Source organism: Bradyrhizobium sp. USDA 376, from assembly GCF_054063675.1.
Genome location: NZ_JBSSGN010000001.1, coordinates 834,679 through 849,423, shown reverse-complemented (window position 1 = coordinate 849,423; position 14,745 = coordinate 834,679). Strand labels below are relative to the sequence as shown.

Here is a 14,745-nt window from a genome sequence, read left to right as displayed (position 1 = left end):
CAGCAGGATAGATGGTGCTGCCAGACAGGATTGAACTGTCGACCTCTCCATTACCAATGGAGTGCTCTACCACTGAGCTACGGCAGCATGTGCTGGGATCAGAATCGGCCGCCACAGGGGCCTACCAAGCGGGCCGATATCTGCCACAAGCCCCCCTCCTGTGCAAGCTTGCAAGCCCGGTCAAAACGAGAAAATCGGCTCGATATCGGGGCCAAAATGCCCGTTTTCGCTCGAAACGACCGACTCTCCGCCGATTCGGGGGCCGATATCCCCGCCCAACTGGCCAGTTGGCCCAGGGCCCGGATTCGATCCATTTCGAGTTTCGCACGATCGGATCGAGCTCGCCTCTTGAGCTGCCATGTTCGTTGGGCATGTTATGGCCGATCGCTGCGATGGACCTTTGATGACTGACCGAAACGACAAGAGCGCGAGCCAGGACTTAAAACAGGATTCGAAGCAGGGCCGGGTGTCCCGGGACGACCGGCTGAAATCGGCGCTGCGCGAAAACCTGAAGCGGCGGAAGCTGCAGGCGCGCGAGCGCGCCGCCATCGCCGAGCCCTCGCAGAACGACGATCGTTCCCTAAATGAGGGGACCGCCGGTAAGTCCGGCGAGTGAGACCGGCAGCTAGATTTTTGGAATGAGCGGGAATGACGATGGCGCAGGACGAGGTGCAACGAACCGACAGGGAGGCGCAGATGGCGCAGTTCACGCGTCCCGAGCAGACCTTTCCGACGCTGACACAAGTCGAGATCGAGCGCCTGCGCCATTTCGGCGAGCTCAGGCACTACAGGGACGGCGAGCTGCTGTTCGAGACCGGCAAGCCCGGGCCGGGCATGTTCGTGGTGCTGGCGGGCCACGTCGCCATCACCCAGCGCGACGGTCTCGGTCACGTCACCCCGGTGATCGATCAGGGGCCGGGGCAGTTTCTGGCCGAACTCGGCCAGCTCTCGGGCCGGCCGGCGCTGGTCGACGGCCGCGCCGAAGGCGAGGTCGAGGTGCTCCTGGTCCCGCCGGACCGGCTGCGCGCGCTGCTGGTAGCCGAAGCCGAGCTTGGCGAGCGCATCATGCGCGCGCTGATCCTGCGCCGGGTCAATCTGATCCAGGGCGGCATCGGCGGCCCCGTGCTGATCGGGCCGTCGAACTCCGCCGGCGTGGTGCGCCTGCAGGGCTTTCTCACCCGCAACGGCCAGCCGCATCATCTGCTCGATCCCGACAGCGAGCATGACGCCGCCGAACTGATCGCGCGCTATTCGCCGAAGCCGGAGGATTGGCCGCTCGTCGTCACGGCCGGCGGCACGGTGCTGCGCAATCCCAGCGAGACCGAGCTCGGCCGCGCCATCGGCATGATCGGCGGTGCCAAGGACAATCGCATCTACGACGTCGCGATCGTCGGCTGCGGACCGGCAGGCCTCGCGACTGCGGTCTACGCGGCCTCCGAAGGCCTCTCGGTCGCGGTCGTCGACACCCGCGCCTTCGGCGGCCAGGCCGGCGCCAGCGCGCGCATCGAGAATTATCTGGGGTTTCCGACCGGCATCTCCGGCCAGGCGCTGGCGGGCCGCGCCTTCACCCAGGCGCAGAAGTTCGGCGCCGACATCATGATTCCAATGTCGGTGAGCTCGCTGGATTGCTCGCGCGCCAACGGCACCTTTGCGCTGGCGCTGGATTGCGGCGACACCTTGCGCTCGCGCGCGGTGGTGGTCGCGAGCGGCGCGCGCTATCGCCGCCCCGACATCGCAAATCTCGACAAGTTCGAGGGCCGCGGCGTCTGGTACTGGGCCTCGCCCGTGGAGGCGCGGCTCTGTGCCGGTGAGGAGGTGGCGTTGGTCGGTGCCGGCAATTCGGCGGGCCAGGCCGCCGTGTTCCTGTCGGGCCATGCGAAGCGCGTGCTGATGATCATCCGCGGCGGCGGCCTTGGTGCCAGCATGTCGCGCTATCTCATCGAGCGCATCGAAGCGACGCCGAACATCGAACTGATGTTCAACACCGAGATCACCGCGCTCGAAGGCGACGACTCGCTGCTGCGGCGCGTCCGCTGGAAGAGCCGGCTGTCGGATGACGAGGATTCCGCCGACATCCGCAATCTCTTCCTGTTCGTCGGCGCCGATCCCGCCACGAGCTGGCTCCACGGCTGCGGCGTGACGCTCGATCGCGGTGGTTTCGTCGTAACGGGCGCGCAGTCCGAGCTGAACCAGGGCAAGCTGGTGGCGCCGCTCGAGACCTCCGTGCCCGGCGTCTACGCCGTCGGCGACGTCCGCTCGGGCTCCGTCAAGCGCGTCGGCGGCGCCATCGGCGAAGGCGCCCAGGTCGTGGCCTCCCTGCACGGCTATCTCGGCGACGCCGCAAAACCGGCGCTTTAGTCAAGGAGAAGACAAGGAGATGGCAAGTCGAATCCGGCTTGCCATCATGCCGGCAACTACAGACTATCCCCCTCATCCTGAGGAGCGCGCCTGAGCGCGCGTCTCGAAGGATGAAGGCCCGGATGTATCGGGGCCTGCATGGTTCGAGACGGCGCTAACGCGCCTCCTCACCATGAGGATCGAAAGCTGAACGAGCGAACAAAAGATTCAACGGGAGAACTAAATGGCTGAAATCGTCGTGCTGTACAAAACACCCAAGGATGCCGCGGCCTTCGACAAGTACTATGCCGAGACGCACATTCCGCTCGCCAAGAAGCTCCCCGGCCTGAAGAAATACGCCGTCAGCAAGGGACCGGTCGCATCTCCCGCAGGTCCTTCCGGAATCCATCTCGTCGCCATTCTCACCTTCGACAGCGTCGCCGACATCCAGGCGGCATTCGCCAGTCCGGAAGGCAAGGCGACCGGCGCCGACGTGCCGAAATTCGCCAGCGGCGGCGCCGACCTCTTGATCTTCGACACCAAGGACGTGTGAGGGATCGATTCAACTTTCGTCGAAAGCCGAAAGGCCCGTAGCCCGGATGGAGCGAAGCGCAATCCGGGGCCGCTATCGCTTGTGGCACGATTCCCGGATTGCGCTTCGCTCCATCCGGGCTTCTGTAACGGGCCTTGGTTAGTCAATCCCTTTTTGCGTCGTCCGCTCGCTGGGCACTTGCTTCTGTACGGGATCGGCGCGGAGGCCGTCACCTGATGGGGTGCATGAGGAGCCGGCCGGCCAATCTACGGAAGCGTGGTTGTGAGCCGACTTCCCGGATGGCGGCCTGACCGGATCCATCGTCCCAGCGGAGGGACTTCGCTCGGGGAGAGCCTGGTGTGTGGCCCGCCCAGAACCGATTGCTGCTCCTGGCTAGATGGCCTTGGCCATCGGGTTGAACGGTTTGGCGTCGGCGAGCATGCGATGCAGGATCACGGCGAGCTTGCGAGCCAGCGCCACCTTGGCCTTGCGCATGCCTGCGCGCTTGGCGATGCGCATCGCCCAGCTCTTCAATGCCGAGCAATTCTTGACCGGCTTGGTCAGCATCGCGTGAGCTGCCTGATAGAGCGCCTCGCGCACCGATGCATCGCCGATCTTGCTGATGCGGCCGGTGTAATTGGTTTCTCCCGACTGGTATTTCTTCGGCGTGAGCCCAAAGTGTGCGCCTGTGGCCTTCGAGGAACGGAAGCGCTTCGGGTCGTCGATCGCCGCGGCATAGGTGAGCGCCACGATCGGACCAACGGATGGCGTTGTCATCAGGAGCTTGGCGGATGGCTGCGCTCTGGCGAGCTTCTGGGTGTGCTTGTCCAGGCCCTTGAACTCCCGCAGCAGCACGGCATGGGCTTGGAGCAGCGCCGCCGCCACCAACTCCAGTCCGGGATGGCCGGTAACGAGCTCGCGGATGCGTCCGGCGAACGTGCGCTCGGTGGTCGCGCCGACCTTCAGGCCAAAACCGCGAAGTACGCCGCGCAGGCTGTTCTCGACATCGCGCAGCTTGGATTGCAGCAGCTTGCGCGCCGTCAGGATGGCGCGGGTCTCCTGCGCCGCGACCGACTTGCAGTGCACCGGCCGGAACCAGCCGAGCCGCATCAACTGCGCGATCCTGCGGGCATCGTTGCGATCCGTCTTCACCGGCATCGATTTGAAGGCCTCCCGAACGTGCCGCGTCTCCAGAAGCTCGACCGCAAGTCCTGCCTCCCGCAGACCCGCATACAGCCATTGCGATAACGGGCCCGCCTCCAGCCCAATCCGCTCGAGCCTCAACCCCAGCGAACGGAACCAGGCGATCAAAGCTTCCGGCTCGCTTGCAACCCTTGCCTCGCGCAAAATCTTGCCTGTCCCATCGACAAGGCAGACGCTCGAGCATTCCAAAGACACGTCAATTCCTGCATACTGATCCATGGTCGTCCCTTAATGATGCTTGGAGCGGGCTTGCCCGACTCCGTTGAACACCATCAGTTTGAGGGACGACCGCCTTCCAACCAACAGGCCGCTCGCGAGCGCGCTTCCAAATCGCGCCGTAGCGAGCGGGCGGCCGGCCCGTTACCCCATCTACAAACGAACAACTGCTGTCGTTTGTGACGGCGCTGCAAAAAATTCAGCCATGCGTTTGTCGATTCGCACGATGACGCATGGCTGTGCGCAAGCCTGTGACATTGCGTGTGTAGCCATCCAATGAGGGCCGTAATACCATCTCGCGGTTTCCCCATGGAGAGAGTGAGATGTTTGGATTGAGCCTGCCCGCCCTCACGCTGATCCATGTCGTCATCAGCCTGATCGCGATCGTCGCCGGCCTCGTCGTGATGTTCGGCCTGCTCGGCTCGAAATCGATGCCCGGCCTCACCGCGATCTTCCTGCTGTTCACCATCCTCACCAGCGCCACCGGCTTCCTGTTTCCGTTCAAGGAGCTGCTGCCCTCGCATATCATCGGCATCATCTCGCTGGTGCTGCTCGCGATCGCCTGCTTCGCGCTCTACGGCATGAAGCTCTCTGGCGTCTGGCGTCCGGTCTACATCGTGACCGCGATGATCTCGCTCTATTTCAACGTCTTCGTGCTGGTGATCCAGTCGTTCCTGAAGGTGCCGGCGCTCGCCGCGCTCGCGCCCGCGGTGCCGCCGGCGCCGCCCTCGGGGCCGGTGTTCGCCGTGGTGCAGGGCATCGTGCTGGTGTTTTTCGTCGTGCTGACGATCGGTGCCTGGCGGCGCTACAAGCCGATGGCGTTTGCCTGAACGTTTGCGCAAGCGACGCATTCACCCGTCATTCCGGGGCATCGCGCAGCGATGAACCCGGAATCTCGCGCAACAATCTCTGGATTCCGGGTTCGCGCTGACGCGCGCCCCGGAATGACTCGAACTTAAAGAGGAGCCCTGCAATGCCCACCATCACCACCAAGGACGGCGTCGAGATCTTTTACAAGGATTGGGGCTCGGGGCAGCCGATCGTGTTCAGCCATGGCTGGCCGCTGTCGTCGGACGATTGGGACGCGCAGATGATGTATTTCGTTACGCGCGGCTATCGCGTCATCGCCCATGATCGCCGCGGCCACGGCCGCTCGGCGCAGGTCGCCGACGGTCACGACATGGATCATTATGCCGACGATCTCGCCGCGCTCACCGCGCATCTCGACCTCAAGAACGCCATCCATGTCGGCCATTCCACCGGCGGCGGCGAGGTCGTGCACTACATCGCGCGTCACGGCGAGAGCCGCGTCGCGAAGGCTGCGATCCTGTCGGCGGTGCCGCCGCTGATGGTGCAGACCGCGGCCAATCCCGGCGGCCTGCCGAAGAGCGTGTTCGACGATTTCCAGGCCCAGCTCGCCGCCGGCCGCTCGGCATTTTATCGCGACATCGCGGCGGGCCCGTTCTACGGCTACAATCGCCCCGGCGCGAAGCCGTCGGAAGCGGTGATCGAGAACTGGTGGCGCCAGGGCATGATGGGCGGCGCGAAAGCGCATTACGACGGCATCGTCGCGTTCTCGCAGACCGACTTCACCGAGGACCTGAAGAAGATCAACGTCCCCGTGCTGGTGATGCACGGCGACGACGATCAGATCGTGCCCTATGCCGACTCGGCGCCGCTGTCGGCCAAGCTGCTCAAGAAGGGCATCCTGAAGACCTACAAGGGTTTTCCGCACGGCATGCCGACGACGCATGCCGAGACCATCAACGCCGACCTGCTGGCGTTTTTCAGGGAGTGAGGCCGCGAGACAGGTGAGGGGTCTCTCTCCGCGAGTCCGGAATCGTAGGGTGGGCAAAGGCGCACTTGCGCCGTGCCCACCATCGATCCAGCTCTGCAACAGAGGCGGTGGGACGCTTCGCTTTGCCCACCCTACGATGTTCGCGATTGAATTCGCCGATCGCCCCCCTCTCACAAGGGGAGAAGGAAGAGAACACTCACTTCAATATCGCCCTGATCGCATCGAAGGTGCGCTTCACGAAAGCCTCCGGCTTTTCGCGCGTGCCTTCGCCGATCCAGCTCTCGCCACCGACGCGCATCGCGCCGGTGGCGATCATTGCGACGAGGCGCGCCTTCAACTGGTCCGATTTGTTTCTCGCACGCCGTGCCAGCCCGTCCGCAAGCGCGCGCTCGAGCTTTTCGTATTTGAGCTGGTCGCGGGCGTGCAGCGCGGGGTTGTCGCGCTTGAGCCGCGACATCGCCGCCGCTTCCGCGGGATCGATCCGCTTGACCGCCGCTGCGATTGCGTTCTCCGCCGCCGTCAGCATGGATTCGTCCGCAGGCCGTGCGAGGATCTCGGTGACCAGCGCGGCCGCGGCGTCTTCCTGCCAGGCGGCGACGACGTCCTCCTTGGAGGCGAAATAGTGGAAGAAGCTGCGGCGCGAGACATCGGCAGCCGCCGCGATGTCGTCGATGGTCGTGGCCTCGAAGCCGCGCTCCAGGAACAGCGCCATCGCCGCACGGGTCAGCCGCTCGCGGGTCGCCTGCTGCTTGCGCTGGCGCAGGCCGGCAGAAGGCGGCGATTTTGCGGCCGCTGACAATGGCTTGGCGCCTTTCCTGGCGGACTTCGAAGCCTTCAAATTATTTCACCTCTTGCATAATTGCACTTAGTGCACATTTAGACCGGTCGCAGGCCTTTTCCACCCCTGACAGCCCCGGAGTTACGGCATGGCCGACTGGACCACGGCAGACATTCTCTCCCTCAGCGGCAAGACCGCGGTCGTGACCGGCGCGACCGGCGGGCTCGGTTACGAGACCGCGATGGCGCTGGCGGGCGCCGGTGCCATTGTCATACTCACCGGACGCAGCGACGCAAAGGGCCTGCGGGCGATCGAGGGGATTTGCGAGCGGTTTCCCAACGCGTTGATCGCCTATGAGCATCTCGATCTCGCCAGCCTGTCCTCGGTCGCCGATTTCGCCAGGCGCTTTGCCGCCGGCAACGAGCAGCTCGATCTCCTCGTCAACAATGCCGGCGTGATGGCGCTGCCGAAGCGGCAGAAGACCGAGGACGGTTTCGAGATGCAGTTCGGCACCAACTATCTCGGCCATTACGCGCTGACGGCGCGCCTGCTGCCGCAGCTTCGCCGGGCCAAGGCACCGCGTGTCGTCAATCTCTCCAGCCTTGCGCACCGCTCCGGCGCGATCAATTTTGACGATCTGCAAGCCAAGCATTCCTATCGTCCCTGGCGAGCCTATTGCCAGTCCAAGCTGGCGATGCTGATGTTTGCACTGGAGTTGCAGCGCCGGAGTCTCGCCGCGGGCTGGGGGGTGACGAGCCTCGCCGCGCATCCCGGCTACGCGCGGACTGATCTCATTTCGAACGGGCCGGGCGCCAACACGTTCCAGTGGCGGGTCGGCCGGTTGCTCCAGCCGTTGATGAGCCAGTCTGCGACTGAGGGCGCGCTGCCCACCCTGTTCGCCGCGACCGCGCCCGGTGCCGAGCCCGGCGGCTATTACGGTCCGAACGGATTCTACGAATTGAAGGGCCCGCCGGCGCCCGCGCGGATCACGCCGCAGGCGAAGGATTTTGCTGCGGCCGCCATGTTGTGGGATGTCTCGGCGACGCTGACCGGTGTATCCTTCGACGAGATCGCGGTCGCTGCATGAGCCGCGACATCGTTGGGGACGTCGCGATGCGAGTCATCATCTTCGGCGCGACCGGCATGGTCGGGCAGGGTGTGCTGCGCGAGTGCCTGATCGATCCCGGCATCGAGCGCGTGCTCGTGGTCGGCCGCAGCCCGACCGGTGTGCATGACGCCAAGCTCGCCGAGATCATCCACGATGATTTCCTGAATTATTCAGCGATCGAAGCCCAGCTCACCGGCTACGATGCCTGCTTTTTCTGCCTCGGCGTCTCCTCGATCGGCATGAGCGAGGAGCGCTACCGTCATCTCACCTACGACCTCACGCTTGCGGGTGCCACCACGCTGGCGAGGCTCAATCCGCAGATGACCTTCACCTATGTCACCGGCGCCGGAACCGATTCCACCGAGCAGGGCTCGCGGATGTGGGCTCGGGTCAAGGGCAAGACCGAGAACGATCTCTTCAAGCTGCCATTCAAGGGCGCCTACATGTTCCGGCCCGGCGCGATCCAGCCGCTGCACGGCGCCCGTTCCAAGACCGCCTGGGTGCAGGCGGTGTATACCGCAACCTGGCCGCTCTGGTCGGTGCTGCGCCGGATATCGCCTTCGCTCGTCACCTCGACCGAGCAGATCGGCCGCGCCATGATCCATGTTGCCCGGGAAGGGTATCCGCGGAAGGTGCTGGAAATGGAGGATATCAATAGCATCTAGCCGGCCGGCCCGTTAGTTGTGAGGAAATTTCGGCGCCTGCGCGCGTTGAGCCCCGTCCGCCCTGAAGGAGAAGCGCCGGCGATGTCTCCCCAGCTCAAAATGATCGCGCTCGATGCCGACGATCTCGCCGTGATCTCGGCCCATGTCCAGGACGCCCGTGTGCAGGCCTCGGACATCATCTGGCGGCAGAGCGAGAAGCGCCTTGTGGTCGGCATGAGCCGGCTGGACTGGGAGCAGACCCTGGACGGCGCGACCGAGCCGCGTCGGCTGGTCGCCGCGCTCCGCTTCGATCGCGTGCTCGCCTGCAAGTCGCGCAACATCGACCTGGGCGCGCTGGACAAGGTTCTGGACCTCGTCGGCATCGAGTTTCACCCCCAGGACGGCCGTGTCGAAGAGCCCGGCGGCAGCGCCCTCCTGCTGTTCGCCCAGGGCGGCGCCATCCGTCTCGACGTCGAATGCCTGGAATGCGAGCTGACGGATCTGGGTACGGACGACCTGGGAACGGGCGTGGAGGTCGAGGGGGAGGGGTGAGGTGGCATGCCAACAGGGGCGGGGCCCCAAGGGTTGACGCCGCTTCCCCGCCGCGCCATTGAGCAGGGGCCCGGGTGAGCCAATCCGCCCCAAAGACCAGCCGGAAGCCAAGCCAAAATGCCCGTCCGTCTCGACCGCAGCAGCGCCGATTTTGACCAGCGATTCGCGGCCTTCCTCGCCGCCAAGCGCGAGGTTTCGGCCGACGTGGAGGCTGCCGCGCGCGCCATCGTCGACGACGTGGCAAGGCGTGGCGACGCAGCCCTGCTCGAGGCCACCGCAAAGTTCGACCGGTTGAAGCTGGATGCATCCGGCCTGCGCGTCGCCGCTGCCGAGATCGAGACGGCCGTGAAGGCCTGCGATGCGGCGACGCTGGATGCGCTCAAGCTCGCGCGCGACCGCATCGAGACCTACCACAGCCGCCAGCTGCCGAAGGACGAGCGCTTCACCGATCCGCTCGGCGTCGAGCTCGGCTGGCGCTACACAGCGATCGAATCCGCCGGTCTCTACGTGCCCGGCGGCACCGCGGCCTATCCGTCCTCGGTGCTGATGAATGCGGTGCCTGCAAAGGTCGCCGGCGTCTCGCGCCTCGTGATGGTGGTGCCCTCGCCGGACGGCAAGCTCAATCCGCTGGTGCTGGCGGCAGCCCAACTCGGCGGCGTCACCGAGATCTACCGCGTCGGCGGTGCGCAGGCCGTGGCCGCGCTCGCGCACGGCACCGCGACCATCGCGCCGGTTGCCAAGATCGTCGGCCCCGGCAACGCCTATGTCGCCGCCGCCAAGCGGCTGGTGTTCGGCAAGGTCGGCATCGACATGATCGCCGGCCCCTCCGAGGTGCTGGTCATTGCCGACGACACCGGCAATGCCGACTGGATCGCCGCCGATTTGCTGGCGCAGGCCGAGCACGATGCCAGCGCGCAATCGATCCTGATCACGGATTCCGCGCGGCTTGCCGCCGACGTCGAAAGGGCCGTGGAAGCGCAGCTGAAGACGCTGCCGCGCGCGGCGATCGCAGGCAGCTCGTGGGCGGATTTCGGCGCCATCATCATGGTGAAGAACCTCGCCGACGCCATCCCGCTTGCGGACGCGATCGCGGCCGAGCATCTCGAGATCATGACTGTCGATCCCGATGCGCTCGCCGCAAAGATCCGCAATGCCGGCGCGGTGTTCATCGGGGCCCATACGCCTGAGGCGATCGGCGACTATGTCGGCGGCTCCAACCACGTGCTGCCGACGGCGCGCTCGGCGCGGTTCTCCTCAGGCCTGTCGGTGCACGACTTCATGAAGCGCACCTCGATCCTGAAATGCGGCCCGGATCAGCTCCGCGCGCTGGGACCTGCCGCGATGACGCTCGGCAAGGCGGAGGGGCTGGACGCTCATTCGCGCTCGATTGGATTGCGCCTCAATCTGTCATGACAAAGCCGCCCGAACAGGACGACTCCAACAATCGCATCGTCGCGGTCACCCTCGACGAGGACTCGATCGGCCGCTCCGGGCCGGACATCGAGCACGAGCGCGCGATCGCGATCTACGATCTGATCGAGCAGAACCTGTTCGCGCCTGACGGTGCGGGGCAGGGCCCGTTCACGCTGCATATCGGCATCACCGGCAACCGCCTGATGTTCGACATCCGCCGCGAGGACGGATCGCCCGTGGTCGCGCATCTGCTGTCGCTGACGCCGTTCCGGCGGATCGTGAAGGATTATTTCATGATCTGCGACAGCTACTACCAGGCGATCCGCACCGCGACCCCGGACAAGATCGAGGCCATCGACATGGGCCGCCGCGGCATCCATGACGAGGGATCGCGCACGCTGCAGGAGCGGCTGAAGGGCAAGGTGCGGGTCGATTTCGAGACCTCGCGCCGGCTGTTCACGCTCATTACCGTCCTTCATTGGAAGGGCTAAGCGCGATGGCGGGTCCGCCACGGGCACGCGATCCGCAATCGGTGCTGTTCGCCTGCGCGATGAACAGCGTGCGCTCGCCGATGGCCGAGAGCCTGCTGCAGCACATGTTTCCGCAGGGCCTCTATGTGAAGTCGGCCGGCGCCAGGAAGGGTGAGCTCGATCCGTTCGCGGTCGCCGTGATGGGCGAGCTCGGCCAGGATATCTCCACCCACAAGCCGCAGACCTTCGAGGAGCTGGAGGACTGGGAGGGGCTGAATTTCGATCTCATCATCACGCTCTCGCCCGAGGCGCACCACAAGGCGCTGGAGCTGACCCGCACGCTCGCCGCCGATGTCGAATACTGGCCGACGCAGGATCCCACCACCATCGAGGGCAGCCGCGACCAGAAGCTCGCTGCCTATCGCGAGGTCTGCGACCAGCTCCTGCTGCGCATCCGCCGGCGATTTGCGAAGGTCGGCGCGGCGAGCGGGTAGCATCCGGCGGGCGTAACACCTGCGTCACAGACTGAGGGCACAGCGATGTCGGACACCTCGAATCAGCAAAGTCCGGGTTCCCGGGTTGTGAAATCAGCCCCCTTCCGATAGGTTCCGCGCGCAATTCACCCCTGCCTCATCCCCAAATCACCTGATGCTCGGCCGCCCCAAATTCGTACTTGCCTCCGGTTCGCCGCGACGCCTGTCGCTGCTCAACCAGGCCGGCATCGAGCCGGACGCGCTCCGGCCGGCCGACGTCGACGAGACGCCGAGGCGAGGTGAGCTGCCGCGCGCCTGCGCCAATCGGCTCGCGCGGGCCAAGGCCGATGCGGCACTCAAATCGGTGCAGCTCGACGACGAGCTGCGCGGCGCCTTCATCCTCTCCGCCGACACCGTGGTGGCGGTCGGCCGCCGCATCCTGCCCAAGGCCAATCTGGTGGACGAAGCCGCGCAGTGCCTGCGGCTGCTGTCGGGCCGCAACCACCGCGTCTACACCGCGATCTGCCTCGTCACGCCGCGCGAGGCCTTCCGCCAGCGCCTGGTCGAGACCCGCGTCCGCTTCAAGCGCCTGTCGGAAGACGACATCCAGGCCTATATCGGCTCCGGCGAATGGCGCGGCAAAGCCGGCGGCTACGCCGTGCAGGGCATCGCCGGCTCCTTCGTGGTCAAGATGGTCGGCTCCTACAGCAACGTCGTCGGCCTGCCGCTCTACGAGACCACGACGCTGCTCGGCGGCGAGGGTTTCCCGACCCGCTTCGGCTGGCTCAACTCCACTGCGGTGTGAGCGCCAGGGTCGCGCCGACAAAAACCTCGAAAACAACCCCATGCACAGTAGAATGGCCCGGCCGGATCCGAACGGCGGCGCATGTGCCGTTGCTCCGTGAACCCCTTCGCCGACAGGCGCTTGAACTCCCTCACCCCGTGTAAGCTGCGCATCTCATGGACGACCAGGTCAAAAAGCCCGCCGGGCCGCTCAAAACCTGCCCGATCTGCGGCAAGCCGCAGGCGCAGGCCACCCGCCCATTCTGCTCCTCGCGCTGCCGCGACGTCGATCTGAACCGCTGGCTGAAAGGCTCCTACGTCATCCCCGGCCGCGATGACGAGGTGGATGACGTCGAATAATTAAGTTTTTTCAATGTGTTATAAGTTCCATCGACGTGCCGCACCCGAGCCGCGGCAAGCCCGCCCGAGCTTGTGCACAGCCGGGCCGCCCCCGGCGAAGCCTCTTGGCGAAGCCGGGTGGACAGGCAGCTCTCGGCCCACTATAAACCGCCCGCTCGATGGGCTTTGGCCCCTCTCTTGGAGCACGCCCAGGTAGCTCAGTTGGTAGAGCATGCGACTGAAAATCGCAGTGTCGGTGGTTCGATTCCGCCCCTGGGCACCATCCCTCTGATTTTCGGGCTTCCACCAACCCGGCTGCCGTTTCCGCCGCGTGGGTTCGCTGTACGTGCCAGGTCGCGGCTGATATGCTTTTCGCCATCAGGACGGCAAATGGCAGTGCGTCAACAGATTCCCTTGCGATGCCGGCCTTCTGATCGGATTTCGATCCCGCTCGCACCTTTTTGACGTCGACCTATCGAACGGCTGCCTCGTCCCCTCACATTGGGAGATGTGCCATGGCTGCATCGGATTGGCGTCTCGAAGGCGAATGGATCAAGAATTGTACTTGCGCGTTTGGCTGCCCATGCGACTTCAATGCCCTGCCGACCCAGGGCTATTGCAAGGGGTTGGTCGGCATGCGGATCACCAAGGGACATTTCGAGGGGACCAACCTCGATGGCCTGTGCTTCGCGGCCACCGTCGATTTCCCGGGAGCGCTGCATGAAGGCAACGGCAAAATGCAGCCGATCATCGATGAGCGCGCAACGGCGGAACAGCGCCAGGCGCTGTTTGACATCTTCTCCGGCAAGCATTCCGCCGAGGGCACGCTGTTCCAGATCATCAGCCTGATCGTGACCACCGTCCACGATCCCGTCTTTGCGCCGTTCGAATTTTCCTTCGACAAGGACGGACGCGTCGCCAAGCTCGTCGCCAAGGGCGTGTTGGAGACGGAGGTCGAACCGATCAAGAATCCGGTGACGGGTGCTCCTCATCGCATTCAGGTGGTGGTGCCCGAGGGTTTCGAGCACAGGGCTGCCGAGGTCGCGTCCGCCAACATCCGCTCGACGGGGGCGATCAGTTTCGAGACCAAAGGCACGCACAGCTCGCTTGCGACCGTCGTGCAGACACCCGAGGGCGTCGCAGCCTGATGCTGCGCCGAAGTCGAGCCATCGATTGGCGACATCCGCTTCCGGGGAAAGCCGATGAGCGGGCATTTGGCGCTTGAACACCTGCTTAAGCGCGACCGCCTGATCGTGGTGGTCGGGACCGCCGCGGTGGTGGCGCTGGCCTGGACGTATCTGGCGAGCGGGGCCGGCATGGACACCGAGATGATGGCCGACATGCCGGACATGGCGCCAATGCCGTGGACGCCACTCTATGCCGTGCTGCTGTTCGCGATGTGGTGGGTGATGATGATCGCGATGATGGTGCCGAGCGCGGCGCCCACCGTCCTGTTGTATGCGACCGTCAAGCGCAGGCGGGAGACATCTGGCGCCGCGATGGAGGTCTGGATCTTTCTCGCCGGCTACCTCCTGGCATGGGCCGGGTTCAGTCTCGTTGCGGTCCTGGCGCAGTGGGCGCTCGAACGCACCTGGCTCCTGTCGATGGCGATGGCAAGTACGAGCGCCATTCTGGGCGGCACTCTTCTTTTGGCCGCGGGGCTCTATCAGTTCACGCCACTCAAGGGCGCCTGTCTTCGCTACTGTCAAAGCCCGCTGCTGTTCCTGAGCAGGTACTGGCAAGTCGGCAGAAGCGGAGCATTCCGCATGGGACTTCGCCACGGCAGCTATTGCGTCGGCTGCTGCTGGTTCTTAATGGCATTGCTGTTCGTCAGCGGCGTGATGAATTTGCTCTGGATCATCGCCATCGCACTCTATGTCGCCTGCGAGAAACTGCTTCCGTTCGGCCGAAGCCTGAGCTATGCGGCGGGCGTGACCCTCATCCTGTTCGGCACGATCGTTCTTGCGCGCACGGTGTGAAGCGTGTTCGCTTGCGTCAAGCTCGAGCCATTGCAGCGCACGGTCCGCGTGCAAATTTCGGCCATTCAATACAAACAACTAACAATCCCTCGCGGAGGAAGCTCCATCTGAGATGAGGGG

The 14,745-nt window shown here is 64.9% G+C and carries 17 protein-coding genes and 2 tRNA genes; 16 read left to right on the top strand and 3 right to left on the bottom strand.

The window, feature by feature from the left end; genetic code table 11:
• Positions 1–12: 12 nt before the first annotated feature.
• Positions 13–87, bottom strand: a tRNA-Thr gene (locus tag ACVJ19_RS03800).
• Between the two features lie 316 nt (positions 88–403).
• On the opposite strand from ACVJ19_RS03800, the gene ACVJ19_RS03795 reads away from it, so the two are divergent.
• The 3 genes from ACVJ19_RS03795 to ACVJ19_RS03785 all read left to right on the top strand — a co-directional run bounded on the left by ACVJ19_RS03795 (position 404) and on the right by ACVJ19_RS03785 (position 2,890).
• The gene (locus ACVJ19_RS03795) at positions 404–616 is read left to right on the top strand and encodes a hypothetical protein (RefSeq protein ID WP_453948092.1); all 213 of its coding nucleotides are present in this window, start codon (positions 404–406) and stop codon (positions 614–616) included.
• 38 nt (positions 617–654) lie between these two features.
• Positions 655–2,358: an FAD-dependent oxidoreductase gene (locus ACVJ19_RS03790; protein ID WP_453955066.1), complete on the top strand. Its 1,704-nt coding sequence runs from the start codon at positions 655–657 to the stop codon at positions 2,356–2,358.
• 223 nt (positions 2,359–2,581) lie between these two features.
• A complete protein-coding gene (locus tag ACVJ19_RS03785) occupies positions 2,582–2,890 on the top strand; it encodes an EthD family reductase (RefSeq protein WP_035706504.1) in 309 nt (102 codons plus the stop codon).
• 372 nt (positions 2,891–3,262) lie between these two features.
• Here the strand turns inward: ACVJ19_RS03785 and ACVJ19_RS03780 are convergent, their stop codons facing one another.
• Positions 3,263–4,291, bottom strand: a complete 1,029-nt coding sequence (locus tag ACVJ19_RS03780; protein ID WP_453948091.1) for an IS110 family RNA-guided transposase — start codon at positions 4,289–4,291, stop codon at positions 3,263–3,265.
• Positions 4,292–4,611: 320 nt separating this feature from the next.
• Between ACVJ19_RS03780 and ACVJ19_RS03775 the strand changes: the two genes are divergently transcribed.
• Positions 4,612–5,118 (top strand): hypothetical protein, encoded by a 507-nt coding sequence (locus ACVJ19_RS03775; RefSeq protein WP_453948090.1) that lies wholly within the window; start codon positions 4,612–4,614, stop codon positions 5,116–5,118.
• Between the two features lie 143 nt (positions 5,119–5,261).
• Entirely contained in the window at positions 5,262–6,086 is an 825-nt protein-coding gene (locus ACVJ19_RS03770) for an alpha/beta fold hydrolase (protein WP_453948089.1), read from the top strand.
• Positions 6,087–6,282: 196 nt separating this feature from the next.
• On the opposite strand, the gene ACVJ19_RS03765 is transcribed toward ACVJ19_RS03770, so the two are convergent.
• Complete coding sequence (locus ACVJ19_RS03765; RefSeq protein ID WP_453948088.1) at positions 6,283–6,924, bottom strand: TetR/AcrR family transcriptional regulator; 642 nt, start codon at positions 6,922–6,924, stop codon at positions 6,283–6,285.
• A gap of 88 nt (positions 6,925–7,012) precedes the next feature.
• Here ACVJ19_RS03765 and ACVJ19_RS03760 point away from each other — a divergent pair, with 88 nt between their 5' ends.
• The 11 genes from ACVJ19_RS03760 to ACVJ19_RS03710 all read left to right on the top strand — a co-directional run bounded on the left by ACVJ19_RS03760 (position 7,013) and on the right by ACVJ19_RS03710 (position 14,625).
• Entirely contained in the window at positions 7,013–7,951 is a 939-nt protein-coding gene (locus ACVJ19_RS03760) for an SDR family oxidoreductase (protein ID WP_453948087.1), read from the top strand.
• A 26-nt stretch (positions 7,952–7,977) separates the two neighbouring features.
• On the top strand, positions 7,978–8,637 hold the full coding sequence (locus tag ACVJ19_RS03755; RefSeq protein ID WP_453948086.1) for an NAD-dependent epimerase/dehydratase family protein: 660 nt from the start codon (positions 7,978–7,980) through the stop codon (positions 8,635–8,637).
• A gap of 81 nt (positions 8,638–8,718) precedes the next feature.
• Positions 8,719–9,168 carry a DUF2948 family protein gene (locus ACVJ19_RS03750; protein WP_453948085.1) on the top strand — a complete coding sequence of 150 codons (450 nt, stop codon included), beginning with the start codon at positions 8,719–8,721 and terminating at the stop codon, positions 9,166–9,168.
• A gap of 117 nt (positions 9,169–9,285) precedes the next feature.
• Positions 9,286–10,581: a histidinol dehydrogenase gene (gene hisD, locus ACVJ19_RS03745; RefSeq protein WP_453948084.1), complete on the top strand. Its 1,296-nt coding sequence runs from the start codon at positions 9,286–9,288 to the stop codon at positions 10,579–10,581.
• Positions 10,578–11,072: a UPF0262 family protein gene (locus ACVJ19_RS03740; RefSeq protein WP_453948083.1), complete on the top strand. Its 495-nt coding sequence runs from the start codon at positions 10,578–10,580 to the stop codon at positions 11,070–11,072. Before hisD ends, ACVJ19_RS03740 begins: the two co-directional genes overlap by 4 nt.
• 5 nt (positions 11,073–11,077) lie before the next feature.
• Positions 11,078–11,545: an arsenate-mycothiol transferase ArsC gene (locus tag ACVJ19_RS03735; RefSeq protein WP_080135151.1), complete on the top strand. Its 468-nt coding sequence runs from the start codon at positions 11,078–11,080 to the stop codon at positions 11,543–11,545.
• A gap of 154 nt (positions 11,546–11,699) precedes the next feature.
• On the top strand, positions 11,700–12,329 hold the full coding sequence (locus ACVJ19_RS03730) for a Maf-like protein (RefSeq protein ID WP_453948082.1): 630 nt from the start codon (positions 11,700–11,702) through the stop codon (positions 12,327–12,329).
• Positions 12,330–12,484: 155 nt separating this feature from the next.
• Positions 12,485–12,667 (top strand): DNA gyrase inhibitor YacG, encoded by a 183-nt coding sequence (gene yacG / locus ACVJ19_RS03725; protein ID WP_080135149.1) that lies wholly within the window; start codon positions 12,485–12,487, stop codon positions 12,665–12,667.
• A gap of 186 nt (positions 12,668–12,853) precedes the next feature.
• A tRNA-Phe gene (locus tag ACVJ19_RS03720) sits at positions 12,854–12,929 on the top strand.
• 232 nt (positions 12,930–13,161) lie between these two features.
• Positions 13,162–13,794, top strand: coding sequence for a DUF1326 domain-containing protein (locus tag ACVJ19_RS03715; protein ID WP_453948081.1), 633 nt, complete (start codon positions 13,162–13,164; stop codon positions 13,792–13,794).
• Between the two features lie 54 nt (positions 13,795–13,848).
• Positions 13,849–14,625 carry a DUF2182 domain-containing protein gene (locus ACVJ19_RS03710; RefSeq protein WP_453948080.1) on the top strand — a complete coding sequence of 259 codons (777 nt, stop codon included), beginning with the start codon at positions 13,849–13,851 and terminating at the stop codon, positions 14,623–14,625.
• Positions 14,626–14,745 lie beyond the last annotated feature (120 nt).